The 25879-nt window shown below is 70.1% G+C and carries 28 protein-coding genes; 15 read left to right on the forward strand and 13 right to left on the reverse strand.

From position 1 onward, the window contains the following. Window positions 1-68: 68 nt before the first annotated feature. Complete coding sequence (locus tag AXK61_RS23590; RefSeq protein ID WP_068574510.1) at window positions 69-302, forward strand: hypothetical protein; 234 nt, start codon at window positions 69-71, stop codon at window positions 300-302. Between the two features lie 19 nt (window positions 303-321). Here the strand turns inward: AXK61_RS23590 and AXK61_RS23595 are convergent, their stop codons facing one another. From AXK61_RS23595 to AXK61_RS23615, 5 genes are all read right to left on the reverse strand, one after another. Continuing rightward, on the reverse strand, window positions 322-1326 hold the full coding sequence (locus AXK61_RS23595) for an AurF N-oxygenase family protein (RefSeq protein WP_068575295.1): 1005 nt from the start codon (window positions 1324-1326) through the stop codon (window positions 322-324). 57 nt (window positions 1327-1383) lie between these two features. Then, complete coding sequence (locus AXK61_RS23600; protein WP_231855646.1) at window positions 1384-2226, reverse strand: Abi-alpha family protein; 843 nt, start codon at window positions 2224-2226, stop codon at window positions 1384-1386. After that, window positions 2223-3497, reverse strand: coding sequence for a DUF445 domain-containing protein (locus AXK61_RS23605; RefSeq protein WP_068575293.1), 1275 nt, complete (start codon window positions 3495-3497; stop codon window positions 2223-2225). Before AXK61_RS23605 ends, AXK61_RS23600 begins: the two co-directional genes overlap by 4 nt. 203 nt (window positions 3498-3700) lie before the next feature. After that, the gene (locus AXK61_RS23610; protein WP_068574508.1) at window positions 3701-4156 is read right to left on the reverse strand and encodes a PTS sugar transporter subunit IIA; all 456 of its coding nucleotides are present in this window, start codon (window positions 4154-4156) and stop codon (window positions 3701-3703) included. Further along, complete coding sequence (locus AXK61_RS23615; RefSeq protein WP_068574506.1) at window positions 4153-4380, reverse strand: PTS transporter subunit EIIB; 228 nt, start codon at window positions 4378-4380, stop codon at window positions 4153-4155. Before AXK61_RS23615 ends, AXK61_RS23610 begins: the two co-directional genes overlap by 4 nt. A 106-nt stretch (window positions 4381-4486) precedes the next feature. On the opposite strand from AXK61_RS23615, the gene AXK61_RS23620 reads away from it, so the two are divergent. Genes AXK61_RS23620 through AXK61_RS25240 form a run of 3 tightly spaced genes read left to right on the forward strand, consistent with a single transcriptional unit; the run spans window position 4487 to window position 7065 of the window. Next, window positions 4487-5722, forward strand: coding sequence for a PTS transporter subunit EIIC (locus AXK61_RS23620; RefSeq protein ID WP_068574504.1), 1236 nt, complete (start codon window positions 4487-4489; stop codon window positions 5720-5722). Beyond that, entirely contained in the window at window positions 5719-6873 is a 1155-nt protein-coding gene (locus AXK61_RS23625; protein WP_068574502.1) for an N-acetylglucosamine-6-phosphate deacetylase, read from the forward strand. The genes AXK61_RS23620 and AXK61_RS23625 overlap by 4 nt, the downstream gene beginning before the upstream one ends. Before the next feature lie 30 nt (window positions 6874-6903). After that, on the forward strand, window positions 6904-7065 hold the full coding sequence (locus AXK61_RS25240; protein ID WP_156485804.1) for a hypothetical protein: 162 nt from the start codon (window positions 6904-6906) through the stop codon (window positions 7063-7065). A gap of 3 nt (window positions 7066-7068) precedes the next feature. Here the strand turns inward: AXK61_RS25240 and AXK61_RS23630 are convergent, their stop codons facing one another. Genes AXK61_RS23630 through AXK61_RS24625 form a run of 3 tightly spaced genes read right to left on the reverse strand, consistent with a single transcriptional unit; the run spans window position 7069 to window position 9903 of the window. Continuing rightward, on the reverse strand, window positions 7069-7704 hold the full coding sequence (locus AXK61_RS23630; RefSeq protein WP_068574500.1) for an MSMEG_1061 family FMN-dependent PPOX-type flavoprotein: 636 nt from the start codon (window positions 7702-7704) through the stop codon (window positions 7069-7071). Between the two features lie 49 nt (window positions 7705-7753). Then, window positions 7754-8509, reverse strand: a complete 756-nt coding sequence (locus AXK61_RS23635; protein WP_068574498.1) for an amino acid ABC transporter ATP-binding protein — start codon at window positions 8507-8509, stop codon at window positions 7754-7756. Further along, the gene (locus AXK61_RS24625) at window positions 8506-9903 is read right to left on the reverse strand and encodes an ABC transporter substrate-binding protein/permease (protein WP_156485812.1); all 1398 of its coding nucleotides are present in this window, start codon (window positions 9901-9903) and stop codon (window positions 8506-8508) included. Before AXK61_RS24625 ends, AXK61_RS23635 begins: the two co-directional genes overlap by 4 nt. A gap of 246 nt (window positions 9904-10149) precedes the next feature. Here AXK61_RS24625 and AXK61_RS23645 point away from each other — a divergent pair, with 246 nt between their 5' ends. From AXK61_RS23645 to AXK61_RS23655, 3 genes are read left to right on the forward strand one after another with little or no spacing between them, the layout of a single operon-like run. Continuing rightward, on the forward strand, window positions 10150-10500 hold the full coding sequence (locus AXK61_RS23645; protein WP_068574496.1) for an ArsR/SmtB family transcription factor: 351 nt from the start codon (window positions 10150-10152) through the stop codon (window positions 10498-10500). Next, window positions 10497-10982, forward strand: coding sequence for an SRPBCC family protein (locus AXK61_RS23650; RefSeq protein WP_068574495.1), 486 nt, complete (start codon window positions 10497-10499; stop codon window positions 10980-10982). The genes AXK61_RS23645 and AXK61_RS23650 overlap by 4 nt, the downstream gene beginning before the upstream one ends. Window positions 10983-11016: 34 nt before the next feature. Beyond that, window positions 11017-12648 (forward strand): adenylate/guanylate cyclase domain-containing protein, encoded by a 1632-nt coding sequence (locus AXK61_RS23655; protein WP_068574493.1) that lies wholly within the window; start codon window positions 11017-11019, stop codon window positions 12646-12648. Here the strand turns inward: AXK61_RS23655 and AXK61_RS24630 are convergent. The 3 genes from AXK61_RS24630 to AXK61_RS23670 are packed head-to-tail and all read right to left on the reverse strand — an operon-like array spanning window position 12537 to window position 13687. Beyond that, on the reverse strand, window positions 12537-13091 hold the full coding sequence (locus AXK61_RS24630; protein WP_068982592.1) for a GNAT family N-acetyltransferase: 555 nt from the start codon (window positions 13089-13091) through the stop codon (window positions 12537-12539). The genes AXK61_RS23655 and AXK61_RS24630 overlap by 112 nt on opposite strands. Before the next feature lie 26 nt (window positions 13092-13117). Next, a complete protein-coding gene (locus AXK61_RS23665; protein WP_068574489.1) occupies window positions 13118-13474 on the reverse strand; it encodes an RNA-binding S4 domain-containing protein in 357 nt (118 codons plus the stop codon). A gap of 3 nt (window positions 13475-13477) precedes the next feature. Continuing rightward, window positions 13478-13687 (reverse strand): hypothetical protein, encoded by a 210-nt coding sequence (locus tag AXK61_RS23670; protein WP_068574487.1) that lies wholly within the window; start codon window positions 13685-13687, stop codon window positions 13478-13480. Between the two features lie 40 nt (window positions 13688-13727). Between AXK61_RS23670 and AXK61_RS23675 the strand changes: the two genes are divergently transcribed. From AXK61_RS23675 to AXK61_RS23695, 5 genes are read left to right on the forward strand one after another with little or no spacing between them, the layout of a single operon-like run. Continuing rightward, window positions 13728-14180 carry a SixA phosphatase family protein gene (locus AXK61_RS23675; RefSeq protein WP_068574485.1) on the forward strand — a complete coding sequence of 151 codons (453 nt, stop codon included), beginning with the start codon at window positions 13728-13730 and terminating at the stop codon, window positions 14178-14180. 11 nt (window positions 14181-14191) lie between these two features. Continuing rightward, a complete protein-coding gene (locus AXK61_RS23680; RefSeq protein ID WP_068574483.1) occupies window positions 14192-14623 on the forward strand; it encodes a SixA phosphatase family protein in 432 nt (143 codons plus the stop codon). 9 nt (window positions 14624-14632) lie between these two features. Further along, on the forward strand, window positions 14633-16258 hold the full coding sequence (locus AXK61_RS23685; protein ID WP_068574481.1) for a dihydroxyacetone kinase family protein: 1626 nt from the start codon (window positions 14633-14635) through the stop codon (window positions 16256-16258). Continuing rightward, the gene (locus AXK61_RS23690) at window positions 16255-17436 is read left to right on the forward strand and encodes an acyl-CoA dehydrogenase family protein (protein WP_068747154.1); all 1182 of its coding nucleotides are present in this window, start codon (window positions 16255-16257) and stop codon (window positions 17434-17436) included. The genes AXK61_RS23685 and AXK61_RS23690 overlap by 4 nt, the downstream gene beginning before the upstream one ends. An 11-nt stretch (window positions 17437-17447) precedes the next feature. Beyond that, entirely contained in the window at window positions 17448-18104 is a 657-nt protein-coding gene (locus AXK61_RS23695) for a Rossmann-fold NAD(P)-binding domain-containing protein (RefSeq protein WP_068747155.1), read from the forward strand. Here the strand turns inward: AXK61_RS23695 and AXK61_RS25950 are convergent. Continuing rightward, the gene (locus AXK61_RS25950) at window positions 18082-19374 is read right to left on the reverse strand and encodes a PucR family transcriptional regulator (protein ID WP_068575290.1); all 1293 of its coding nucleotides are present in this window, start codon (window positions 19372-19374) and stop codon (window positions 18082-18084) included. The genes AXK61_RS23695 and AXK61_RS25950 overlap by 23 nt on opposite strands. Window positions 19375-19551: 177 nt before the next feature. Here AXK61_RS25950 and AXK61_RS23705 point away from each other — a divergent pair, with 177 nt between their 5' ends. From AXK61_RS23705 to AXK61_RS23715, 3 genes are read left to right on the forward strand one after another with little or no spacing between them, the layout of a single operon-like run. Continuing rightward, a complete protein-coding gene (locus AXK61_RS23705) occupies window positions 19552-21012 on the forward strand; it encodes a class I adenylate-forming enzyme family protein (RefSeq protein ID WP_068574477.1) in 1461 nt (486 codons plus the stop codon). A 33-nt stretch (window positions 21013-21045) separates the two neighbouring features. Beyond that, entirely contained in the window at window positions 21046-22893 is a 1848-nt protein-coding gene (locus AXK61_RS23710) for a DUF3556 domain-containing protein (protein WP_068747156.1), read from the forward strand. Continuing rightward, on the forward strand, window positions 22890-24305 hold the full coding sequence (locus AXK61_RS23715; protein WP_068574473.1) for a phytoene desaturase family protein: 1416 nt from the start codon (window positions 22890-22892) through the stop codon (window positions 24303-24305). Before AXK61_RS23710 ends, AXK61_RS23715 begins: the two co-directional genes overlap by 4 nt. Here AXK61_RS23715 and AXK61_RS23720 read toward each other — a convergent pair. Next, the gene (locus AXK61_RS23720) at window positions 24302-25723 is read right to left on the reverse strand and encodes an acyltransferase (RefSeq protein ID WP_139058076.1); all 1422 of its coding nucleotides are present in this window, start codon (window positions 25721-25723) and stop codon (window positions 24302-24304) included. The genes AXK61_RS23715 and AXK61_RS23720 overlap by 4 nt on opposite strands. Window positions 25724-25879 lie beyond the last annotated feature (156 nt).

Consider the following 25879-nt stretch of genomic DNA (forward strand, 5'->3'; position numbering starts at 1 on the left):
GGGACACAAGGGGCGCTCGGCACGATCGCTGACAACAGCAGCAGATCACCCCGAACGAAGGAAGTCCCATGCGCAGGTTCACCATCGCCGCCGCCACGATCGCCGCCATCGCGACCGGCGGGTTCGTCGCCGTCCCCGCCGCCCAGGCCGCCCCGCACCCGAACGGCTGGTACTGCAGCGGCGTGGCCGCCAACGGCCTCCACGCCGGCACCTACGTCCGCTGGGGCCAGGCGTACTCGAACTTCGGAGCGGCGTCGTGGTTCCACCGCCAGACCGGCGCCCGCCGAGTGACCTGCAGCTGATCGCTGAGAACGCGACCCGTCAGATCGCCTCGTACTGCGGTTCTCCCCGGAACCGCGATGCGCGGCCGCCGATCCCGAGCGCCGACCACACCCGGCGCGAGACCGGGTTCATCAGGCCGATGCGCTCGGCCAGCGCACGCACGTCACCGAAGACCTCGGCGCGCATGCGCCGCGTGGCGGGATCGCGCCAGAAGATCTGCTTGCGCACCTCGTCCGGAACGTCGAAGGTCTCCCAGAACTGCTTGGGCGGCACCATGATCACGTTGTTGAGCGACCACATGACGAGCGGCGTGACCACCGACAGGATGCCGCGTTGCACGCGGCTCATCTTCGGGACCTGGTAGTCGAGCAGCTGGTGCGCGAAGGAGATGTGGCGCGCCTCCTCCGCGACGTGGATCGCGATGATCGCGGTCAGCGCGGGGTGCTGGGTGTCTGCGGCGCGCAACTGGTGCTTCTGCATGTGGTCGATCGGCTCCTCGCCGCCGAGCACGCCCACGAAGAACCCCGGCGGCGCCCAGACGGCGGCGCGGGTCAGGCGCGGCATCACCGTGCGGAACCAGCGCGGCGCACCGGGCACCTTCTGGCCGGTGCGGTTGACGAACTCCTGGAACATGAGCGTGTGGTTGCACTCCTCGCGGGCCTCGTGCGTGGCGTAGCGGAACTCCGGGGAGCCGTTGCGCTGCACGAACGAGTACTGCATCAGCGCCGCGATGAGCACCTGCTCGAACTGCAGGCCGGCCTTGACGAGGTTCGCCTGCCGCCAGACGCCCATGGCGATCCGCTTCTCCAGCGGCTGCGCCTGATACCAGGGACTCCGGCCGATGTAGTCGAGCTCGGGATGCAGTTCCCATCGCGGGTCCGCGGGGTCGATCGCGAGCTCCGGCGAATCCCAGGCGATGTCCAGGTAGGGGTCGAAGTTGCGTTCGACCGACGCGGTCGACAGGTCCGACAACGTCCGGTGGAAATCGGCGCGCTGGGCGCTGCTGTGCGCGCCCTCGACATCCGTGTGAGCCACGTCAACCATGATCACCTCGTAAGATAGACACTCTGTTGAGAACTGTCTACCACATGCGGTTCGCGCTCACGCCCCCGAGAAGCCCGACGACGGCGTGAAGGAGGTGCCGTAGAAGTCCCGGCCGAACGGGGTGATCTCGATCCGACGGCGGACGGTCTTGGCGTACCGGCCGGCGGTGCTGATCGCATCGAGGATCTGCGGCTGGACCTGGAGCAGCTCGTACCGCCGCACCTCCACCTGCTCCTTCGAGAACCAGATGAGGCCCAGGCGGTGCAGATTGCCGAGGTACGCGGCGATCCGCTCCGGATGGCGGCAGCCCGCGACCTCGGGGATCATCGACAGTCCCGCGGCCACCGTCTCCGCGCCGACCCCGAACGGCCGGTTCGTGCGGACGTCGATGGCCGGCTGCGCACCGTCGTTGTGGAGCAGCCGCAGGATGCGGGCCTCGTCGGGGCAGAGCTCCTGCAGGATGTGCGCGAACGCCGGGTGAGGAGCCTGCGCCCCGGCCGGCTCGGCCGACTGGGCGAGCAGACGGTCACCCGTGCGACGGAGCTCCTCGGAGGTGGTGACGGGCTCGTCCTCACGCTCGTCGAGCTCCTCGACGACCTCGCCGTGCACGACGATGCGCGGCGCCACCTCGGTGGTCAGCGCGACGTCCACGAGATGCCCCGCCTCGCTGACGAACTGCTGAGTGAGGCGCTGCGCCGAGCCGCCGATCTCGCGGGTCACGTTGAACGCCGAGTTCGACACGCGCCCGAGCCGCCCGAGGAGGCCGCCGCCGGACTCGTGCTTGTCGACCTCGGCGATCCCGCCCTCGCCACGCACCGCCAACTCGCGCCCCTCGGCGTCGAGCGCGTCGTCGACGTCCCGCGCCGCGTTGGAACCGGACTTGTCACTCACGTCTGTCACACCCCGAAGATCGCTAGATGAAGGAAGCCGGCGAACGAGCCGAGCACCGCTCCGTGCAGGAACAGCAGCCACTCGTCCTGCTTGATCGCCGACCGGAGCAGCTCGCTGAGATCGTCCGGGCTGAGCTTGCTCATCCGCTCGATGACGAACTCACGGACCTTGGTCTGCTGTTCGGCCACGAACTGCGGCTGGCTGACCGTCGCCTCGGCGACCTTGAGCGCCTCCGCACCGACCAGTTGCGGCACGCGGTCGTAGGCCTCACTGCCGACCGACAGCTTGACGAAGCCGCGCGCCCAGCCCGCGGCGTTGTCGATCGAGTCGCGCAGCACCGTCTCGACGGTGGCCCGGGTCCGGTCCGAGCGCGGACCGTGCAGCAGCTCGTCGCAGATGTTCTCGATGGTGATCACCTTGTCGGCCATCACCTTGGCGTACTCCTCGCCGATCTCCTTCTTCCGCTTCAGGAAGAGGCCCTGCTTCCACGGCACCCACCAGGTGGGGTGGATCGGCTCGAAGATCATCAGGATCCCGATGTAGTTCACGACGTAGCCGATGACGATCCCACCGAGCGGCAGGAGCCACCAGTACGGGAAGAAATGCAGCAGGGCGACCAGCAGGAAGCCCATGGGGAAGCCGAAGTAGAAGCCGAAGTTCTGCATGAACTTCAGTTCCTTACGGCCCATGTTGTAGAAGATGTCCTTCAGGACCGAAGGGTTGTTGGTGAGGTAGCGGATCACCAGAAGTTTGGCGTCGATGTAGTCGTCGATGTTCTCGCCGATGGTCGACGTGATCCGCCGGACGTCCTTCGGCAGCGACGCCGACACGCGGCGGTAGACGAGCAGCTTCACGTCCTCGGGGAGCGAGTACCACAGACGCGGGTTCTCGCGCTGCATCACGGATTCGACGATCGACGGGATCATCGGCAGCGACGCGCGGGTGAGCACCTCGGAGACGTGCTCGGGATCCATCACCTCGTAGAACTCGGCGATACTGCCAACCTTGTTGAGCGACTTGTCGACGGCGATGCTCGCCATCTTCTCGGCCCTCGAGGGCACGATCCCCTGCCATCCGACGCGGCCGTCCGGCTGAATGGCCGGGATCACCTGGACGCGCCGCGGGAGCAACGGATACAACGTGGCCATGCCGGGAATCTTGATGCCGTAGAACCGCTTGGGCTCGAACAGCATGAGAATGCCGGTCCAGTTGGTGATGTAACCGATGATGCCGGTGAACAACGGGATCGTGATGAGCTGCTCGATCAGATGTGCGTTCACGACACGCACCCCTCACCGACGTTCGTCGTCGAGCGCACCACGTACCCTCCATCTCCGCTCGCGCGGCCCGAATCACTCGTCCTACGAATGGTTCACGGTCACCCGCTCGACATCATTCGCGCTCACAGTACTCAACAAGATGAGAGGATTACTCCTCGATTCGATCACTGTGACCAGATGAACACGCCGAGACACAAGCTCGATTACATTGCAAACAACACCTCTCCCGCAAGCACTTCGCGCTCCGCAGGATCCGCGACCGATCCGGGCTTGGAATCCATCACCACGACCGGGCAGATCGCACTAAGGCCTCGATCGCGAATTCCCGACGGGGAGAACGAGATCAGCGGATCACCTGCGGCCACCTTCGACTTCTCCGCAGCCAGCAGCGTGAAGCCCTCACCGCCCAGATTCACGGTGTCGATTCCGACGTGCACGAGAACACCGACACCACCGTCGCCGAGCACGATCGCCGCATGCGGATGCAGCTTGAGCACCGTGCCCGCGACGGGCGAGACCACGACGGCGTCGGCACCGTCGGCGGGGACGGACGGCTCGATCGCGACACCCGAACCGACCATCTGGCCGGCGAAGACCTGATCGGGGACCGCGGAGAGCGGCACCAGTCGCCCGGCGACCGGCGCGAGGACGTCGGTCACAGGAGGTCCTGCACTTCCTCCGCGAGGGCGTCGGCGGTCGGCCCGACGACGACCTGGACCGCCGAGCCGGCCACCATCACGCCGTGCGAGAGCTTCTTGAGCGCGGCCTGGTCGACGAGACCCGCGTCCTTGACCTCGCAGCGCAGCCGGGTGATGCAGCCCTCGACCTCCTCGATGTTGTCGGCCCCGCCGAGTCCGTTCACGATGTCCTGAGCCTTCGACATGTCTGCCGCCCTTTCGGAGAGGTTCGGGGAAACCGGCTCACGCCGCCCCCAACTGGTTATAACCTGTCGTCACCCTAGTGGACTCGTCCCTCGACAGGAGCGAAAAATGAGTTCCTCATCCGGATCCGGTATATCAGCACGACGGCTCGATCTGAGCGGTCTCCAGAAACTCGGCCGCAGCCTCATGCTGCCCATCGCGGTCCTCCCGGCCGCCGGCCTGCTCCTGCGGCTCGGGCAGGACGACCTCCTCGGCCGTTGGTCGTCGATGAAGACGGTGGCCGCGGTCATCGGCGGCGCCGGGAACGCGCTGATCGGCAACCTCGCGATCCTGTTCGCCGTCGGCATCGCGATCGGCTGGGCGAAGAAGGCCGACGGCTCGACCGCACTCGCCGCGCTCGTCGGCTACCTGTCCTTCCAGGCCGTCGAGAAGGCGATGTCCCCCGTGGTGCTCGCCGGCAAGGTCGACAAGGCGGGCGACCCCGCGGTCGTCGACTACGGCGTGCTGGGCGGCATCGTCATCGGCATCATGTCGGCGATGCTGTGGCAGCGGTTCTACAAGACGAAGCTGCCCGATTACATCGGCTTCTTCTCCGGTCGGCGCCTCGTGCCGATCCTCACCGCCTCCGGCGCGATCGTCGTCGGCGTGATCATGGCGTTCATCTACCCCGCGTTCAACTGGGCGCTCACCGGCCTCGGCAACTGGGTCGCCGAGCACTCGGTCGTCGGTGGCGGCGTGTTCGGCACCGTCAACCGCCTGCTCCTCCCGCTCGGCCTGCACCACATCATCAACTCCGTGGTGTGGTTCGTGCTCGGCGACTACCGCACGGCCGGCGGCGACGTGGTGCACGGCGACATCGCCCGCTTCCTGCAGGGCGACCCCACCGCCGGCACGTTCATGACGGGCTTCTTCCCGATCATGATGTTCGGCCTGCCCGCCGCGGCGCTCGCGATCTACCGCTGCGCCAAGCCCGAGAACCGCAAGGTGGTCGGCGGCATCATGCTCTCGGTCGCACTCACCAGCTTCCTCACCGGCATCACCGAGCCGCTCGAGTTCTCCTTCATCTTCGTCGCATGGCCACTGCTGATCGTCCACGCACTGCTCACCGGCAGTTCCCTGCTCATCGCGAACTGGCTCGACATCCATCACGGCTTCACCTTCTCGGCGGGAGCGATCGACTACGTCCTCAACTTCGGCAAGGCGACCAATCCGCTGTGGCTCATCCCGATGGGCCTGGTGTACGCCGTGATCTACTACTTCACGTTCTCGTTCATCATCAAGCGCCGGAACCTCAAGACCCCCGGCCGCGAGGACGAGGACGAGGAAGCAGAGGTGACGGCGTGACCGAGTACCTGCGCGGCACCGTCGTCACGCCCTCCGGGGCGATCGACGACGGCGTCGTCGCGTACGGCGACGGACTCATCACGGAGGTCGGGCCGGCGTCCGCCTTCCCGCCCGCCGGTCTCCCGGCACCGTCGGACCGCGTGTACGTGCCCGGCATGATCGACGTGCACTGCCACGGCGGCGGCGGGTTCGGCTTCCCGGACTCCGACGCCGACGGTGCCCGCGCGGCCGCCGCGCACCACCTCGGCCGCGGTACGACGACGATGCTCGCCTCGCTCGTCTCGGCGTCCGCGGACAAGCTCCTCGAGCGCATCGCGACGCTCTCGCCCCTCGTCGACGACGGCACCGTCGCCGGCCTGCATCTGGAGGGCCCCTTCCTGGCCCAGGAGGTGTGCGGCGCGCAGGACCCGCGGTACATCGTCGACGGTGACCCGGCGCTCCTCGCGACGCTCCTCGACGCCGCGGGCGGACGGATCCGCTCGATGACGGTCGCCGCCGAGACGGCGCACTTCGACGTGTTGGCCCAGCAGTTGTCCGAGGCCGGCGCCGTCGTCTCGGTCGGGCACACCGCCGGCGACTACGACACCGTCGCGGCCGCGCTCGGCACGCCGTCCGGTCCGGTGAGCATCACGCACCTGTTCAACGGCATGCACCCGATGCACCACCGGCACCCCGGCGCGGTCGGCGCGTCGCTCAAGGTCGCGGGCGAGGGGCGCGCGGTCGCCGAGGTCATCGGCGACGGGGTGCACCTGGCCGCAGGCACCGTCGCGATGGTCTTCGCGACCGTCGGACCCGACCACGTCGCGCTCATCTCCGACGCGATGCAGGCCGCCGGCATGCCCGACGGCCAGTACTCGCTGGGGCCGCTGGAGGTCACCGTCGGGGGCGGCACGGCCCGCCTGACCACGTCCGACGGTACGCCGGGCGCGATCGCCGGGGGCACCTCCTCGGTGTTCGACGTGTTCTCTCGCGCCGTCCGGTACTCGGGCGTCGCCCTCGCCGACGCGGCCCGCGCGGGCGCGACGACGCCGGCCCGACTGCTGGGCCTCAAGGACCGGGGTGAGCTGTCCGCCGGCCTGCGCGCCGATGTCCTGGAGCTCTCCGCAGATCTGGACCTGCTGCGGGTGCTCCGCGGCGGAAATCAGGTGTGACGGCATCCCGCCGAGGGGCACACTCATCGTATGACCGGATCCCCTGATCGAGACGCGAACAGCACGGTCGACGACCCCGACGCCGCCGACATCGAACGGCGTCTCGCAGCAGCCCGAAGGCTCGCGGGGAGCGGCACCGGATGGTTCCCCGACGGCTACCTGGAGGCGCTCCGCTCCGAGTGGCCGGACTAGAGCTCAGTACAACTCGCGGCCGTAGCCCGGTCCGTAGTAGCGGTCCAGCTCCTCGAGCGAGTCGTCCGGGCGCTCCAGGGATTTCGCGATGACGGCGCGCCGGGGCACGCCGTGGTCGTCGTCGTTGGTCGGCCAGGTCGACGGCTCCCACGCCTCGGACCGCAGGAAGGCCTTGCTGCAGTGGAAGAAGACCTCGTCGATCGCGACCTCCACGATGAGCTGGGGCAGCTTTTCCCCCACCGCCATCATCGGCGCATAGGGCGCGTCGGCGAGCACGACGGCGGTTCCGTTGATCCGCAGCGTATCGCCGCGCCCGGGGATCACGAACTCGAGCGCGACGTGCGGGTCCTGCAGCAGGTTCCGCAGCCCGTCGACGCGGCGGTTGCCGGGCCGATCGGGCAGCGCGATCGTGCGGTCGTCGAGGATGAGCACGCCGCCCGCGGGGTCGCCCTTCGGGGAGACGTCGAGGTCGCCGGCCGCGCCGGAGGTCGCCACGAAGTACAGCCGCGCCGCGGCCAGGAACAGCCGGTGCACCTCGTGCAGCTCCGGTTTCGCCTTGTCACGGATCCGCGGGATCGGTTCGGGCACGACCGCGCGCAGTTCGGCCTCGGTGGTCACCGGTCTGCGTTCGTGCGCCATGCCATCGACCCTAGAGATCAGCAGGCCGTTCGCGCGACCCGTTTCCCGCTCACAGCGGCCGCAGGATGCGGTCGAGGAACTCGCGGGTGCGGTCCTGCTGCGGCTTCCCGATGACGTCCGCGGGGCGGCCGGCCTCGAGCACCACGCCGCGGTCGACGAACAGCACCTGATCGGCCACGTCCCGCGCGAAGGCCATCTCGTGCGTTACCACGACCATGGTCCGGCCCTCGTCCGCGAGATCGCGCATCACGGTGAGCACGTCGCCCACCAGCTCCGGATCGAGCGCCGAGGTCGGCTCGTCGAACAGCACGACCCGCGGCCGCAGCGCCAGCGCCCGCGCGATCCCGACGCGCTGCTGCTGGCCACCCGAGAGCTGGTGCGGGTACTTGTCCGCGTGCTCGGCCAGGCCGACCCGCGTGAGCAGGTCCCGCGCCTGCGACTCGACCTCCGCCGCGGGCCGTTTCTGCACGACGACGGGCCCCTCGGTCACGTTCCGCAGCGCCGTGAAATGCGGGAACAGGTTGTGCGACTGGAAGACCATCGCGCTCTGCGCACGATAGCGTTTCAGCTCCGCCTTGCCCGGCGGCCCCGCGCCGAAGTCCACCGTCGCCTCACCGACGGTGACCGTTCCACCGTCCGGCAGCTCGAGCGCGTTGAGGGAGCGGAGCACCGTCGTCTTGCCCGACCCGGAGGGTCCGATGACGACGGTGACCGTGCCCTCCGGCACGGCGAAGTCGATGCCGCGCAACACGTCCACGTCACCGAAGGACTTGGTGAGGCCGCGCACCGAGATCAGGTCGGTCATCGCGTCACGTACCTTTCGAATCGCGTCTCGAGCCTCGACTGGAACACGCTGAGGATCTGGCAGACCACCCAGTAGTAGCAGGCCGCGACCACGTACATGGTGAGGAAGTCGAAGGTGGGCGCCGCGGCGATCTGGGCCTGCCGGAACACCTCGGTCACGAGGATCGTGGACGCCAGCGAGGTGTCCTTGACCAAGGAGATCAGGGTGTTCGCGAGCGGCGGGGTGGCGGTGCGCGCGGCCTGCGGCAGGATGATCCGGCGCAGCGAGGTGCCGTAGTCCATGCCGATGGTGGCGGCAGCCTCCCACTGCCCCTGCGGGACCGCGCCGATCGCGGCGCGGATGATCTCCGCCGCGTAGCCGCCCACGTTGAGCGAGAACGCGATCGCCGCCGCGAAGAACGGATCGAAGACGAGCCCGATCGCGGGCAGTCCGTAGAAGATGATGACCAGCTGCACCAGCAGCGGTGTTCCGCGGATCACCGAGATGTACGCGGTCGCCAACGCCCGCAGCGGCCTCCGCGCCGACATCCGCGCGAGCGCGACGGCCAGCGCGATCACCAGACCGATCACGAAGCTGATCGCGGTGAGCGGCAGCGTCATGGTGACCATCGCCTTGAGCAGGGGAACCAGGCTGCGCCGCACCAGGTCCCAGGTGGTCGACTGCTTCGGCGCGGCACTGTCGGCGCCGAAGTACTTCTGCGAGATCCGCTCGGCGGTGCCGTCGGCGCGGATCTCGGCGAGGCCGCGGTTGATCGCGGGCATGAGGCCGGATCCCTTGCGCGCCGCGAACACCGACTCGGACTTGTCGGGGGTCTCCGCGGCGATCTTCACCGGCGCCGAGGGATTCACCGCGAGGTAGTTGCGGATCACGCCCGTGTCGTTGACCACCACGTCCACCCGGCCCTGCGCGAGCAGCGTCGCCGCCTCGGTGAACCCGGCGACCGGCTCGATCCGCGCGCCCGCCTTCTCGGCGACGCCGGACCAGCTGCTCGTCGAGCTCTGCGCGGCGAGCTCGCCGCGGATGTCGGCGAGCGACTTCACGGAATCGTCGCCCTTGCGGACCAGGATCGACCCGCTCGCCGTGCTGTACGGGTCCGACAGGTCGTACTTGGCCGCCCGCGCCGGATTCGCGGCGACCTGGTTCGCCACCAGGTCGAGCCGGTTCGACTCCAGCGCCGCGAACATCGAATCCCACGGCGTCTCCACGAACTCCACTCGCACGCCGATCTTCTCGGCGATCGCGGTGATCATCTCGACGTCGTACCCGGTCAGCTTCCCGGTGTCGTCGTGGTAGCTGTACACCGCGTACACGCCCTCGGTGCCCACCCGCAGCACGCCGCCGGCGGGCGGCACCGGGTCGGCGTTCGCCGGCAGCGGCGCCGCGACCAGCAGCATCACGAGCAGTGCGAGGACCGCCCGCCGCAACGCGGTCACCGCCGCTCGGGGAGGGTCCCGCCGGGCGAGGGCGTCGTCGGTGACCGCTGCTGTTCGCATGCGTCGTTCCTATCACCGACGGGGACGTCCGTCCCGGGGACAAGCGTATTCAACCAACAGGTTGACCACGTCGGGACAGGGGCGTACCGTCGTATTCAATCGATTGGTTGAACACGACGGAGGTGCACCACGGACGACAACGATGATCTGTCCCGCGCGTTCGCCGCACTGGCGGACCCCACGCGCCGCGACATCGTCGCCCGGCTCTCGGACGGCGACGCCACGCTCACGGAGATCGCGGAACACTACGACGTGAGCATCCAGGCCGTCTCGAAGCACCTCACCGTGCTCGAGAGCGCCGGCCTGATCAGCAGGACCCGACGGGCACAGGCTCGGCCGGCCCACCTCGAGGCGGAGGTCTTCGACCTCATGAACGGGTGGATCGAGCGGTACCGCCGCCGCGCCGAGCAGCGCTACCAGCGCCTCGACGCCGTGCTCGCCGACATGAACGCCGAAGAGAACCCCACCGACAGCACCGAGCAAGGAGCAGCATCATGACCATCGTCAACGCCGAGGCCGGCATCGAGGCCTCCACCACCCTCCCCACCGTGACCATCACGCGCGACTTCCGCGCCACCCCCGCCCAGCTCTTCCGCGCGCACACCGACCCGGAGATCTACACCCGCTGGGTGGGTCCGTCCGACATCGACACCGAGATCGTGCACTGGGACGCCCGCACCGGCGGCAGCTGGGCGTACGTGAGCCGCCGCGGCGACGAGCGGTACGCCTTCCACGGCAGCTTCCACGACGTCCGGGAGGACCGGATCGTGCAGACCTTCACCTACGACGACATGCCCGACGGGGTCTCGCTCGAGACCATGACCTTCGAGGACCTCGGCGACGGCCGCACCCGCCTGCGCGCCGTCTCGCTGCTGGACAGCTTCGAGAACCGCGACGGCATGCTGGCCAGTGGGATGGAGTCGGGCATCGTCGACGGATACGCGAAGCTCGACGAGCTCCTCGACGCGGGCGAGGTCTGACCCGAGGTCGGCGCGGGCCCGGTACGTTGTCGGCATGAGGTTGCCGCGGCTCCGCGCCGACTACGGGTCGGTCCTGCTGGGCTCCGCCGACGACAGCCCGCGGACCACCCGGGTGCGGATCCAGCTGGTGCTCACCACCGGCGTGCTCATCGCCAACGCCATCGGCGTGGGGCTCGCCATCGCGCTCGCGACGGTCGGCATCCCCAAACCCGCGATGCGGTGGGACGCCTGGTGGATGCCCTTCCTCGTGATGCCGGTCTACATCGGCATCGCGTTCCTCCTCGGGGTCGTGCTCGGCACGGTCCGGCTGGTCCGGTCCCTGCGCTGGTCGATCCGAGGGGACACCCCCACCGCACGGGAGGCGCGGGCGGCCATGACCGCGCCGTGGCGGCTCACCGTGATCCAGGCGCTGCTGTGGGCGGGCGGCACCGTCGTGGTCACGGTGGGCTACGGCCTCGTCGACCCTGAACTGATGCCGAAGGTCGCCCTGGTCACCGGTCTGAGCGGGGTCGTGGTCTGTGCCATCTCGTACCTGATCACCGAGTTCGCGCTGCGCCCGGCGGCCGCCCGGGCGCTCGAGGCCGGGTACCCGATCGCGCGCCGCAGCCGCCTCAAGGGGCGGGCGTTCACCGCGTGGGCGGTGGGCTCGGGCGTGCCGATCGTCGGGATCTTCCTCGTCGTCGTGTTCGCCACCTTCCGCGACGACACCTCCAAGATGGACATCTTCGTCGCCGTCACCGCGATCGCCGCGATCGCCCTGCTCACCGGCCCGCTGCTCACCCTGCTCAACGCCGACACCATCGTCGGGCCGCTGCGCGTGCTACGGAACGCACTGCGGCGCGTCCGCGACGGCGAGCACGACGTCTCCATCACGGTGTTCGACGGCTCCGACATGGGCGAGCTACAGGCCCGTTTCAACGAGATGACCACGGGCCTGGCCGAACGCGAGCGGCTGCGCGACCTGTTCGGCCGGCACGTCGGCCGCGAGGTCGCCGAGCAGGCCCTGGGCTGGGGCGTGCAACTGGGCGGCTCCGAGCAGGTGGTCGGGGTGCTCTTCGTCGACGTCGTCGGGTCCACGACGCTGGCCCGCGAGCGGCCGGCCACCGAGGTGGTGGAGCTGCTCAACCGGTTCTTCGAGGTGATCGTGACCGCCGTCGAGGAGAACGACGGCCTGGTCAACAAGTTCGAGGGCGACGCGGTGCTCGCCGTCTTCGGCGCCCCGCTCCCCCACCCGGATCCGGCCGGCGGCGCACTCCGCGCGTCCCGCATGATCGCGGACCGCCTGCCCTCCGCCGTGCCCGGCCTCGCCGCCGGGATCGGCGTGTCCTACGGCGTCGTCGTCGCGGGCAACGTGGGCGCGATCGAGCGGTACGAGTTCACCGTGATCGGCGACCCGGTCAACGAGTCCGCGCGCCTGTCCGAGGTGGCCAAGCGCGACACCTCGCTGCCGGTCGCCTCCGAGCCCGCGGTCATGGGCGCCCGCGAGGCGGAGTCGCAGCACTGGCGCTTCACCGATGAACAGGATCTGCGGGGCCGCAACGAGATCACCCGGCTCTACGCGCCGCGCGCCGCGCTCGCCGCCAGCACCAGCACGTCGTCGACGAAGGTCGTCCCGCCCACGGTGAACGTGCGCGTGCCCGCCACCACGAACCCCGATTTGGCGTAGAACCGCTTCGCGCGGGCGTTGTCGGCGTTCACGCCGAGCCACAGCGGCTCGCCGGCCGCACCCAGCACCGCCGCGTCCAGGAGCGTGCGCGCCACCCCGGAGCCGTGGTGGTCCGGGTCCACGTACAGCTTGGACAGGTAGGTCGACGGTGCGCCGCGCAGGCTCTCCGGCCCTTCATCGAAGTCGCCGTGCAGGACCAGCGCGTACCCGACGGGGCGCGCGGCACCGTCGGGTCCCGGCGCACCGTCGACGACGAGGACCCGGTGGCCGGGCTCGGCGATGTGCCCGGCGAATTCGGCCTCGCCGAGGTTCTGCGCGATGAAGGTCTGGACGTGCTCGCGCGGGAGCGAGGGTGGGCAGGCGAGCGGGAAGGTCCGCGCGGCGAGCGCCGCGACGGCGGCGGCGTCCTGCGCCTGCGCGATCCGGGCCGGTGACGGTGTCATGGTTCCACGGTAGATGCCGGACCGCGTCACTCCCGCCCGAGTAGCCGGTCGGTCTCCCGGCGCTCGCGCTTGGTGGGACGGCCCGCGCCGCGATCGCGGTGGGGCATGGACGCGGCGATCTCCCGTGGCGGGGGCGGTGGGCTGTGGTCGATGAAGCAGGTGGCGGCCACGGGCGCACCGACCCGCTTGGCGATCAGCGTGGCCACCTCGACGATCCGCTCGCGGCCGCCGAGCCGCAGCCGCACCTCGTCGCCCACGACGATGTGCTGCGCCGGCTTCGCAGCGGCGCCGTTGACCCGCACGTGCCCGGCACGACACGCGGTGGCGGCGGCGGACCGGGTCCTGGTCAGCCGCACCGACCACAGCCAGGCGTCGACCCGCACGGTTCAGCGCCGGCGCGTCAGCCGCGAGTACCCGACGGCGCCGAGCACGCCGAAGGCCACCAGCAGCAGGAACCCGAGGCCCGTGCTGATGAAGAAGCCCACCGCGACCACGACGACCGCCGGGGCGGCCATCGCGGCGACCATCCCCGGATGCTGCTTCACGACGTCCAGCGCGGCCTGCTTGCGCGCGGGATCGAGCTCTTTTCCAGCCATGTCACCAATGTACGCATTCCCGGCAGGGCAAGATCGAATCATGACGGTGCTGGCACTCATGCGACACGGCGAGGCCGGCATGTCGATCCCCGACGAGGTACGCCCGATCACCGAGAACGGTCGGTACCAGGCCCGACGGTCCGCGGAGTGGCTCGCCGAGCAGGGGCTCGAGCCCGACCACGCGCTCGTCTCGTTCGCGCGGCGCACCGTCGAGACCTTCCACGCGACGGGACTGCGGTGCCCGATGACCGCGACCGAGGAATTGTACGAGTGCCCCGGCCGGCGCGTGCTCGACGAGATCAACGGCGTCCCCGGCGACGTACCGGTCCTACTGGTGGTCGCGCACTTCCCCGGCCTGCCCGAGGCGGCGGCCGAGCTCGATCCGCGCGCCGAACTGCCGGGTTTCTCCCCCGGCACCGTCGTGCTGCTGGACCTCGACGACGGTCCGGCCACGCCCGGATCGGGGCGGCTGCGTGCGTGGTTCACCCCGTAGGATGTCCTTTTATGGACACCCTGATCCTGCTGCGGCACGGCAAGTCCGCGTACCCCGACAAGGTGAAGGATCACGACCGTCCGCTGGCGCAGCGCGGGATCCGGCAGGCGGGGTTGGCGGGCAAGGCGATCCGCCGCTACGGGCACGTCGTCGATCTGGTGCTGTGCTCCACCGCCGAGCGGGCCCGGGCGACGCTCGAACAGGCGGCCGTCGACGCGCCGGTGCGCTTCGTCCCGAAGCTGTACGGCGCCACGGGCGAACAGATCCTGAAGATCGTCGACGCGGAGCGGGGCGACGCGGCCACGGTGCTGGTGGTGGGCCACGATCCGGGGCTCGCCGAGGCGGCCCAGATCCTCGATCCCACCTTCACCTTCGCCAAGTTCCCGACCTCGGCCTTCGCCGTTGTCGAAGACGGGCACGCGGAGCTGCACATTCCTCGCTAACGTGGGGGCGTGACGGTACGCGCGCGTTTCGAGAACTCCGCCGGCTCCCTGTTCACCGACGGTCTGCGGGGCGTCCTCGCGGCCCATCCCGACGCCGCGTGGCACGACGCGGGCTTCGTCGCGCGGCGCACGCCGCGCGCCTCCGGCGTCGCCCTGGTCTCCGGCGGCGGCTCCGGACACGAGCCCATGCACGTGGGGATGATCGGCGCCGGCATGCTCGACGCCGCGTGCCCCGGGCTGATCTTCACCTCCCCCAACGCCGTTCAGATCGCCGCTGCCACCCGCGCGGTGGACACCGGCGCCGGCGTACTGCACATCGTGAAGAACTACACGGGCGATGTCATGAACTTCGCCGTCGCGCGGCGGCTGGTCGCGGTCGCCGACGGCGCGGCGTCCGCCGTACAGACGGAGGTCGTCCTCGTCGACGACGACGTGGCCACCGAGGACACGGCCGGCCCGGGCCGGCGCGGCACCGCCGCCACGGTCGTGGTGGAGAAGATCTGCGGCGCAGCAGCCGATCTCGGGGCGCCGCTGGCCGAGGTCGCCGCGCTGGGGCGGCGTACCGTCGCCCGTGCGCGTTCGATGGCGGTGTCGGTCTCCGCCTGCAACGTGCCCGGCGCGACCGAGCCCTCCTTCGACCTCGCCGACGGCGAGATGGCCTTCGGCGTCGGCATCCACGGCGAGCGCGCCCGGGTCGAGCGGCCGGTGGTCGCCGCCGAGGAGATCGTCACCGACCTGCTCGCGCGGATCCTGCCCGGCACCGGCCTGGAGTCCGGCGACCGCGCCCTGGTCGTGGTCGACAACCTCGGGGCCGTCACCGATCTCGAGCTCGGCGTGCTCTTCGCCGAGACGGTGAAACAGTTGGGCGAGCGCGGGATCGAGGTCGCCCGCTCGCTCGTCGGGCGCGTGATCACGGCCCTCGACATGGCCGGCGCCTCCGTGACCGTCGTCCCGCTCGACGACGAGCTGATCGCGCTCTGGGACGCACCGACCGCGGCACCGGGCTGGCCGAACACGGCCACCGCACCGTCGTACCTGGACCCGCTCGCGCAGGCGCTGCCGGACGACTCCGCGGACCGCGGCGAGCCGAACGTGTGGCTCTCGGACTTCGTGGGCCGGGTGCAGCGCTCGGTCGACGAGCTCACCGAACTCGACCGCAAGGCCGGCGACGGCGACTTCGGCACCAACATGGCCGCCGCGCTCGGCCACTTCCCTCTGCCCCTGCGCGGCCCGGATTCCGATGTCCTGGAGGCGATCGCCACCTCGTACCTGGTGCGCTCGGGCGGCACCTCGGGCGCCGTCTTCGGGACCTTCTTCACGGAGCTCGGGCGGGCCCTGCAGCCCGACGGTGCCGGCTTCGCCGCCGGCGTGCGGGCCGGTCTCGACGCCGTCGTCGAGCTCGGCGGGGCGCGGGTGGGCGACAAGACGGTGGTCGATGCGCTCTCCCCCGCCGCGGACGCCTTGTCCGCCGGCGGATCCATGGCGGACGCCGCCGAGGCGGCCGCCCGGGGCGTGGCGGCCACGGCCGACAGCGCCGCCTCTCGCGGCCGGGCGAGCTACCTCGGCGACGCAGTACGCGGCGTACCGGATCCCGGTGCGCTGGTCATGTCCTGGCTGTTCGAGGCCGCCGCATGAGCGAGGTCGACGCCGAGGATTTCGCCCAGATCCTGCACCAGGTCCGGGAGTGGGTGCGCACCCGCGTGGTCCCCCGCGAGCGGGAGATCGCCGACGCCGATGCGATCCCCGACGACCTGCGCCGGCAGGCGAAGGACATGGGGCTCTTCGGTTTCGCGATCCCGCAGGAATGGGGCGGCCTCGGCCTGGACCTCGCGCAGGACGTCGAACTCGCGATGGAGCTCGGCTACACCTCGCTGGCGGTGCGGTCGATGTTCGGTACCAACAACGGCATCGCCGGCCAGGTCCTGGTGAACTTCGGCACCGCCGAACAGAAGTCGACGTGGCTGGAGCGGATCGCCGCCGGCGAGGTCGTCGCGTCGTTCGCGCTGACCGAGCCCGGCGCGGGGTCGAACCCCGCAGGACTGCGCACCCGCGCCGCCCGGGACGGCGAGGGCGCGGACGCCGACTGGGTGCTCGACGGCGAGAAGTGCTTCATCACCAATGCGCAGTCGGCGGACCTGTTCGTGACCTTCGCCCGCACCCGGCCCGCGGAGGCCGGCACCGGCCCGGGCATCGCGGTGTTCCTGGTCCCCGCGGACACGCCGGGCCTGGAGGTGGCGCCGCACGACGAGAAGATGGGCCAGCAGGGCGCCTGGACCTCGAACGTCGCGTTCACCGGCGTGCGCGTCCCGGCATCCGCGCTGGTCGGCGGCGACGAGGAGGGCGGTTACCGCGCTGCGATGACCTCGCTGGCCCGCGGCCGCGTACACATCGCGGGCCTCGCGGTCGGCACTGCGCAACGGGCACTGGACGAGTCCCTGAGGCACGCGGCGGTCGCGACGCAGGGCGGCACGCCGATCGGCGACTTCCAGCTGGTCCAGGCGCATCTGGCGGACATGCAGACCGGCGTCATGGCGGGCCGGGCCCTCGCTCGGGACGCCGCCGCGAAGTGGGTCTCCGGCGAGGACCGGCGGATCGCACCGTCGGTCGCGAAGCTGTACTGCACCGAGATGGTCGGCGACGTGGCGGACCGCGCCGTGCAGATCCACGGCGGCTCGGGCTACATGCGCGAGACCACCGTGGAGCGGATCTACCGCGACGTCCGGCTGCTGCGCCTGTACGAGGGCACCTCGGAGATCCAGCGGCTCATCATCGGCGGCGGCCTGGTCCGCCGTGCTCAGAAGGAGCTCGGCTGACGCGCGTCATCGTGTTCGGCGCCACCGGGCTCCTCGGCCAGGGCGTGCTGGAGGCGTGCCTGCAGGCCCCGGACGTGACCGAGGTCCTGGTCGTCGCCCGCTCGACCACGGGCCGGGAACACCCGAAGCTGCGCGAGATCGAGCACCGCGACTTCACCGACTACTCCGCGGTCGCCGACCGGCTGGTCGGTTACGACGGCTGCTTCTTCTGCCTCGGCACCACCTCGGCGGGCAAGCAGGAGGCGCAGTACCGGATCGCCAACCGGGACATCCCGATCGCCGCGGCCCGGGCGGTGCTCGCGGCGAACCCCGAAGCGGCCTTCTGCTACGTGTCCGGCGCGGGCACCGACGCCGGGTCGCGGCTGATGTGGGCGCGGGTCAAGGGCGAGACCGAGAACGCCCTCCTCGCCCTCGGTACAGGCACGTACATGTTCCGGCCCGCGATCATCCTTCCGCTGCCCGGGGCGCGGCTCCGGTCGCGGCTGAACACGGCGCTGTACGCGGTCATCGTTCCCGCCGCGCCGCTGCTGCGCCGCATGATCCCCGACCGGATCACTTCCGCGGTGGAGGTCGGCCGGGCGATGATCCGCACCGCAGAGATCCGGCCGCCGGATCGGGTGCTCGAGAACGCCCGGATCGTCGCGCTCAGCGCCAGTTCGGCCCCGTGATCGCGGGGAATCGCCGGCACAGCAGCAGCGCGATCTCCACGTCCAGCCGACCGTCCTCGAGCGGCCGTCCGCGGCGTTCGATGGCCTTGCGCACCCGGTACTTCACCGTGTTGGTGTGCAGGTGCAGCAGCGGCGCGGCGGCGGTGAAGCTGGAGCCGGCCTCGAGGAACACCTGCAGCGAGTGCCGCAGGTGCGCATCCGATTCGGTGGGCTCGGCGAGCGGCCCGAGCACCTCGCGCACCCAGACGTCCGCCGTCGAGAGATCGCCGCCCAGCATCGCGGCGATGACGACGCCGACGTCGCCGCTGGCCACCGAGACCCGGTCCTCCCCCGGTGCGCGTACCGCGACCGCGCGGGCGTGTTCGGCCAGCTCGTGCGAGCGCACGAACCCCACCACCCCGCTGCGGGGCGCGCCGATCGCGAGCGACGGCGCCTGCCGGTCGGACGCTCCGAGGGCGCGCAGGATCTCCACGGCACCGTCGGCCGCCCTGGCGGACAGCGGGATCCAGCCCCAGGCCGTCTGCCGGTCGTGCGCGAGGAACAGCGGCTTGGAGGAGGCGCCGAGGTGCTTCGCCGCGAGGAACAGGAAGCGTTCCATACCGATCAGCTCACCGCGCTCGAGCTCCGGCTGCGGGTACCACATGATCACCGCAAGGCTGTGCTCGCGTAGCGGGTAGCGCAGCGCCGCGCTCATCTCGTCGACGCCGCGGGAATCCGCGGTACCGGAGAGGATCCTGCGGATCTGCTCGCCCTGGATCCGCTCGCGACTCTCCCGCCAACGGTCGAGCTCCTGCCGGTACACCTCGACGACCTGCTCGGAGATCCAGTCGATGTACTGCGAGGTCGCGGTGAACGTGGCCTCGAAGACCTCGAGCGCCGTATCGGCGTCGACACCGCCGGCCCGCACCTCCGCGAACACCAGGCGCAGCAGCTCCTGCTGGCCCAGGCGGTAGGCGCGGACCAGGGCGTTCGGCGTCACGTCGTGCTGCGCGAGCCGGCGCGCGTACTCGACGGCGGCGACCGGCGCGGTCACCCCCGCCACGTCGATGCCGTGCCGGATCGCCGCGAAGATCGTCGAGATGTTGCCCTCGACGCTGGCCCGCAGCAGCTCCACCAGCTGGGTATCACCCCGCAGCTCCGGGATCTGCGCGAGGATCACGTCCCGCACCGCGTCCGTCACCGCGGCGAGGCGGGGCTCCATCCGGGTGATCACCGCCGCTGCCGCCGAGACCGTTCCCTCGGAGGATCCGCTCGCGTCCGTCGCCGACATGAGCCCGAGCGTAGCGATCGCGGCGACGCGCGACGGGTGATCCGTGGATCTCGCGCTGTTGTTCGTCGAGGACAACGCCGGAGGAATCCTTGGCCTGCGCGGACGATGTGACGTCGGTCACGTGGATCTAGATTTCTCAGTGAGCCGGACCACACTCCACCCCTGAGAGGGCCTCCGATGCACTTCGCACTCCTCCCCGCACACCGGGCCGCCGCCGCGCCCTCGGCGCCGGCTGTCGCCGACGACGACCGGACCCTCGACAACGCCGCGTTCCACCAGGTCATCGAGGCCGCGGCCACGACCCTCGCCGAGCTTGGCGTGCGCCGCGGCGACGTGGTCGCGGTGCTCCTGCCCAACACGGCCGACCTCGTCGTGACGCTGTTCGCCGCGTGGCGCCTCGGCGCGGCGGTCACGCCGATCAACCCCGTCCTGACCACCGATGAGATCCGCTACCAGGCGACGGATGCGAGCTCGGTTGTGTTGGTCACCGACAACGCGCGGACCGACGATCTCGGCACGTCGGTGCTGCTCACCGCCGACCTCTACGCCGGAACCGAGGGCGCGCCCGCCGTCGACCCGCACGACGAGGATCGAGCCCTGCTGATCTACACCTCGGGCACCACGGGTCGCCCGAAGGGAGTTCGGCTCGACCACGCGAACCTGACGGCGCAGTGCCTCGCCCTCGTGGACGTCCTCGGGCTGACCGCCGACGATCACAGCCTGCTGATCCTGCCCCTGTTCCACGCGAACGGGATCGTGGCGGGCACGCTGTCGCCGCTGCTCGCCGGCGGCCGCACCACCGTGGCCGGCCGGTTCAAGGCCGCCACCTTCTTCGACCGGGTCGAGCAGGTCCGCCCCACCTACTTCTCCGCCGTCCCCACCATCTATCAGATGCTGGTCGACCTCCCGGCCGACGTCCGCCCCGACACCTCGTCGATCCGGTACGGGATCTGCGGTGCCGCGCCCGCCAGCGTCGAACTGCTCGCGAAAGTGGAGCAGCGCTACGGCTTCCCGCTCGTCGAGGGCTACGGCCTGTCCGAATGCACCTGCGTGGCAACGGTGAACCCGTACGACGGCGTCCGCAAGGCCGGCACCGTCGGACCCGCGATCCCCGGCGTGACCGTGCAGGTCCTGGGCCCCGACGGTGCCGTGCTGCCGGCCGGGGAGGCGGGCGACGTGGTGATCTCCGGCCCGAACGTCATGCGCGGCTACCTCAATCGTCCCGAGGACACGACCGAGACCCTCGTGGACGGCCGGCTTCGCACCGGCGACATCGGATTCCTCGACGAGGACGGCTACCTCACCCTCGTCGATCGCGCGAAGGACCTGATCATCCGCGGCGGGGAGAACATCTACCCCAAGGAGATCGAGTCCGTGATCTACCAACTGCCCCAGGTCGCCGAGGCGGCCGTCGTGGGCCGGCCGGACCCGAAGTTCGGCGAGGTGCCCGTCCTGTTCGTCGCACTCACCGACGGTGCGGTGCTCGATCGCGACGCGATCCTCACGCACGCGGCCGCCAAGCTGGCCGCCTACAAACTGCCCGCGGAGATCACGACTCTCCCGAGCCTCCCCAAGAACGCCGTCGGCAAGCTCGACAAGCCCACCCTGCGGAAGTTCGAAGCGCCCACCAGCGCCTGACAATCCACCCGACCCACCGAAGGAGCGATCATCATGGGTTTCAAGGACCCGACATTCCCCGCGGTCGACCCGCACGAATTCCTCGCACTGCCCCTCCGCGACCGGATCAAGACGTTGAGCACCCAGTGGGCCGGCTCCGGATTCGGCACCCCCTACATGGTGCACACCATCTACATCCTCAAACTGGTCGTGTTCTACGGCTTCCTCGGCGTGGTCATCGCGACCACGACCTCGGGCCTGTCTCCATTCACCGTGGTCGGCGACGGCGGCTGGTGGAACCAGCCCATCGTCTACCAGAAGCTGGTCATGTGGACGCTCCTGGTCGAGACCATCGGCATCGGCGGATCGTGGGGTCCGCTCGCCGGCAAGGCCAAGCCCATGACCGGCGGAATCCTGTTCTGGGCCAAGCGCAACACGATCCGGCTGCGTCCCTTCACCTGGGTGCCCGGCACCGCCGGCGACCGCCGCACGCCCCTCGACATCGGGCTCTACCTGCTGCTGCTCGCCTCATACGTCCTGGTGATCGCCCTGCCCGGCGTGCAGAACGTCTCGAACTTCAGCACCGCGATGCAGTCCCTCGGGATCGACACCGCCGCGGGCCTGGTCCGTCCGGCACTGTTCTTCGTGCCCATCGTCCTGCTGATCCTGATGGGCCTGCGGGACAAGACGGTCTTCCTCGCCGCTCGCAGTGAGCAGTACATCCCCCCGATGCTCGCCTTCGCGATCCTGCCCCTGCTGTCCGCCGGTCACGGCTTCACGAACATGATCATCGCGCTCAAGCTGATCATCGGCATCGTCTGGATCGGGGCCGGCATCTCCAAGCTCAACGAGCACTTCGTCATGGTGATCCCGCCGATGGTGAGCAACGCACCGTCGAACCCGTTCTCCGGGATCCGGAAGGCGATGTACCGCAACTACCCCGAGGATCTGCGCCCCTCCGGGCTCGCGCGGTTCATGGCGCACGGGCCGGGCACCGTCGTCGAGATCGTGGCCCCGCTGATCCTGCTGTTCTCCTCGAACCACACGGTCACACTCATCGCCGGCGTGTTCATGTGCCTCTACCACCTGTTCATCATCTCCACCTTCCCGCTGGCGGTGCCGCTGGAGTGGAACCTGATGTTCTCCTACACCACCCTGATCCTGTTCCTGGGCTTCCCCGCCGACCGCGGCTACGCCCTCTGGGACATGACCCCCGCGTGGCTCGCCCTGATCGTCGCGGCAGCACTGATGTTCTTCCCGATCCTGGGAAACCTTCGCCCCGACAAGATCTCGTTCCTCCCGTCGATGCGGCAGTACGGCGGCAACTGGGCCTCCGCGATCTGGGCCTTCGCGCCCGGCGCCGAGGAGAAGCTCAATCGGGTCACCCGCTCCGCCCCGAACCAGGTCGACCAGTTCATCGCCGCCGGCTACCCGCCCGAGTGGGCCGAGATCACGCTGCAGATGACCGCCGGCTGGCGCTCGCTGCACAGCCAGGGCCGCGGCCTGTTCTCCGTGCTGCACGCCGTGGCACCGGACATCGACCAGCGGTCGGTCCGCGAGGCGGAGTTCCTCTGCAATTCCCTGATCGGCTTCAACTTCGGTGATGGCCACCTGCACAACGAGGATATGATCAAGGCCGTGCAGGACGAGGCCGGGTTCGAGCCCGGCGAGGTCCTCATCGTCTGGGTCGAGTCGCAGCCGATCCACAAGAACTACCAGTGCTACAAGGTGATCGACCCCGCGCTCGGCGTCGTCGAGGAGGGCACCTGGGTACTCTCCGACCTGGTCGACGAGCAGCCCTGGCTCCCGAACGGCCCCGCCAAGCACACCGTCACCTGGTCGAACCTGGCCTCCCGCAACAACCGCCGCCCCGCGGTCGAGAACAAGGAGAAGACGGCATGACCACCGCCACCGTCGTCGGCGCCGGCCCCAACGGCCTGGCCGCCGCGATCACCCTGGCCCGAGAGGGCGTGGACGTCACGCTCCTCGAGGCGGCCGACACCGTCGGCGGTGGCATCCGCTCCTTCGAGGCCCTGGCTCCCGGCCTGATCCACGACCACTGCGCCGCCATGCATCCGATGGCCGTCGGCTCACCCTTCCTGAACTCGCTCGACCTCGCCCGGCACGGACTGCGCTGGCTCGCGGCCGAGATCGACTGCGTGCAGCCGCTCGACGACGGCACGGCGGGGGTGCTGCGGCGCACCGTCGACGAGACGGCCGCCGGGATGGGACCCGACGGTGCGCTGTGGAAGGCCCTGTTCGACAGCACCGTCCGAAACATCGACAAGGTCGGCCCGGCGATCCTGTCGCCCCTGCTCCGTGTCCCGAAGCACCCGATCCACCTGGCGCGCTTCGGCGCCCCCGCGCCGCTCCCGGCCTCGCTGCTGGCCCGGGCCTTCCGCACGCCGCAGGCGCGGGCGCTGTGGGGCGGCGTCGCCGCACACACCTTCCGGCCCCTGCACCAGCCCATGACCTCCGCGATCGGCCTCGGCCTGCTCTCCGCGGGCCACGCCTACGGCTGGAAGGTCGCCGAGGGCGGGTCCGGCGCCATCGCCGCCGCGCTGACGGCCGAGCTGCTGGCGCTGGGCGGCACCGTCGAGACCGGGGTGCGGGTGACCTCGCTGCGCGAGGTGGAGTCCAGCGATCTCGTGCTCTTCGACCTGGACCCCGCGCAGGTGGCGGGCATCGTCGGCGATGTCCTGCCGGCGCGGGTCCGCCGGGCGTTCGAGGGGTTCCGACGGGGACCCGGCGCCTTCAAGGTCGATTTCGCCGTGCAGGGCGGCGTGCCCTGGACCAACCCCGACGCCCGCCGGTCGAGCACCGTCCACCTGGGCGGGGACTTCGCCGAGACGGCGGCGACCGAGCGCGACATCGCCGCCGGGCGGATGCCCGATCGTCCGTTCGTGCTGGTCGGCCAGCAGTACCTCGCGGACCCGTCGCGCAGCGCGGGCGACATCCATCCGGTCTGGTCGTACGCGCACGTCCCGGGCGGCTACACCGGCGACGCGACCGAAGCGATCATCGCTCAGATCGAGCGCTTCGCCCCGGGGTTCCGGGAACGGATCGTGGGTACCGCGGTCTGCTCGACGACCGAGATGTCGCGCTACAACGCCAACTTCGTCGGCGGCGACATCAACACCGGATCCAAGGACCCGCTCCAGCTGGTCTTCGGACCCCGGATCACCCTGCAGCCCTACGACCTCGGCGTCCCCGGCATGTACATCTGCTCCGCCGCCACCCCACCCGGCCCGGCCGCGCACGGGATGTGCGGGCACCACGCGGCGACCCGGGCGCTGCGGCAGTTGGGGCGTTAGGGGCGCTGGACCGGAGCCGCCGGCCGAGCGCCGGCCGGTCCGGCGAACACCGTCCGGCCCAGGGCCTGCCACACCAGCAGGACCGCGCCGAGGAAGACCGCGACCGCACCCGCAGGCACCGCCAGCGGCCAGTAGAAGACCGCCCCGACGGCGACCATCGCGACGCCGATGCCGACCGAGACCGGCAGGCTCTGCTGCGCCATCGGAATCATCTTCCGGCCGGTGGACCACAGGCTGATCGGGGTGCGGCGGAAGACCTCCGTCATCGCGACGGTGAAGAAGACCGTGACGACGAAGGTGCACACCGTGACGATCGGGGCGTACACGTCGAATCGGAAGCGCTGGATCGTGGGTGCCAGCTCCTGCAGCGCGAACGCGTGCACGAGGAAGATGCCGAACGAACGGTCCGAGGCGGTCTTGAGGAACCTGTCCCAGAACGAGCCGGCCGTGCGGTGATCGGCCCAGTACGTGCCCGCTGCGTAGAGGGCCAGGATGATCATGACGAACATGACGGCCGCATAGGGGTGGAAGACGTTCGCGGCGTCGGTCGGGAACATCCCGTCCATGCTGACCTTGGAGCCGTAGACGATCAGCGTCGCCATCACCACGCCGATCGCCAGCGTGATCACCCGTCCGCGATAGCGCACGACCACATCCCGGACACCCTCGATGTGCATCGCCGCGACGCAGCCCAGCAGCGTGAAGAACTGGTACGGGAAGACCGTGGCGGGGAGGTGATTCCACAGCTTGGCGAGCAGGCCGTAGTTGAACATCTCGGGGCGGGCGTTGGTCATGTAGTGCAGCAGGACCAGATGGAAGACGAAACTCGCGGCCAGGATGTACCGGTGGTAGCCCATGGTCCAGCGGAGGAACTTCAGCAGCAGCGGGAAGATCAGGTACACCTGCATCGTCACGAAGACGAAGTAGAGGTGGTACCACGCGTCGCCGGTGAGCAGGTCGTACCCGAGCACCTTGAGCGCCGCCTTCGTGGATTCCCAGGTCTCGAAGGTGCGCCAGACATTGGAGAACGCCGGCGGCCACATGACGTACATGTGGTACAGCCAGTAGAAGACGGACCAGGTCAGGAAGGGCAGGCCGACGGCCTTGTACCGGCGCCGCCAGAAGTCGACCGCGTCCAGCTTGCGGTCCCGGTACTGGTAGACCAGCACGAATCCGGTGAGCGCGAAGAACGCGTTGCGCGTGTAGTGGAAGATCGTCTGGACCGCGTTGGACGCCACACTGAACGGGAACGTGGTACCCGAGACGCAGTGATCGAAGATGACGCCCGCGAAGGTCACGATGCGCACGATGTCGAGCTCGTAGAGATGCCCGCCCTTGCGCTTCGGCTTCGCGGGGGCCGCGGGCTCCGCCGCCGGGGTGGGCTCAGTACCCGCCGGCTCGGTGCCGCGTTCGCTCATCGTCTGGTCCACACCCACTGATCAACAATCCCTCATACACCACGGCAATACCTGGTCACAGGCCGCTTCGTACGGTAACCGTTGGCACAGCGCCGATCCAACTCCGGCGCACACCTCCCAGGAGACTGCCAGGACGGCGCGCCACGACGTACGGTG

Origin of the sequence: Tsukamurella pseudospumae, from assembly GCF_001575205.1 — a bacterium.
Classification (GTDB): domain Bacteria; phylum Actinomycetota; class Actinomycetes; order Mycobacteriales; family Mycobacteriaceae; genus Tsukamurella; species Tsukamurella pseudospumae.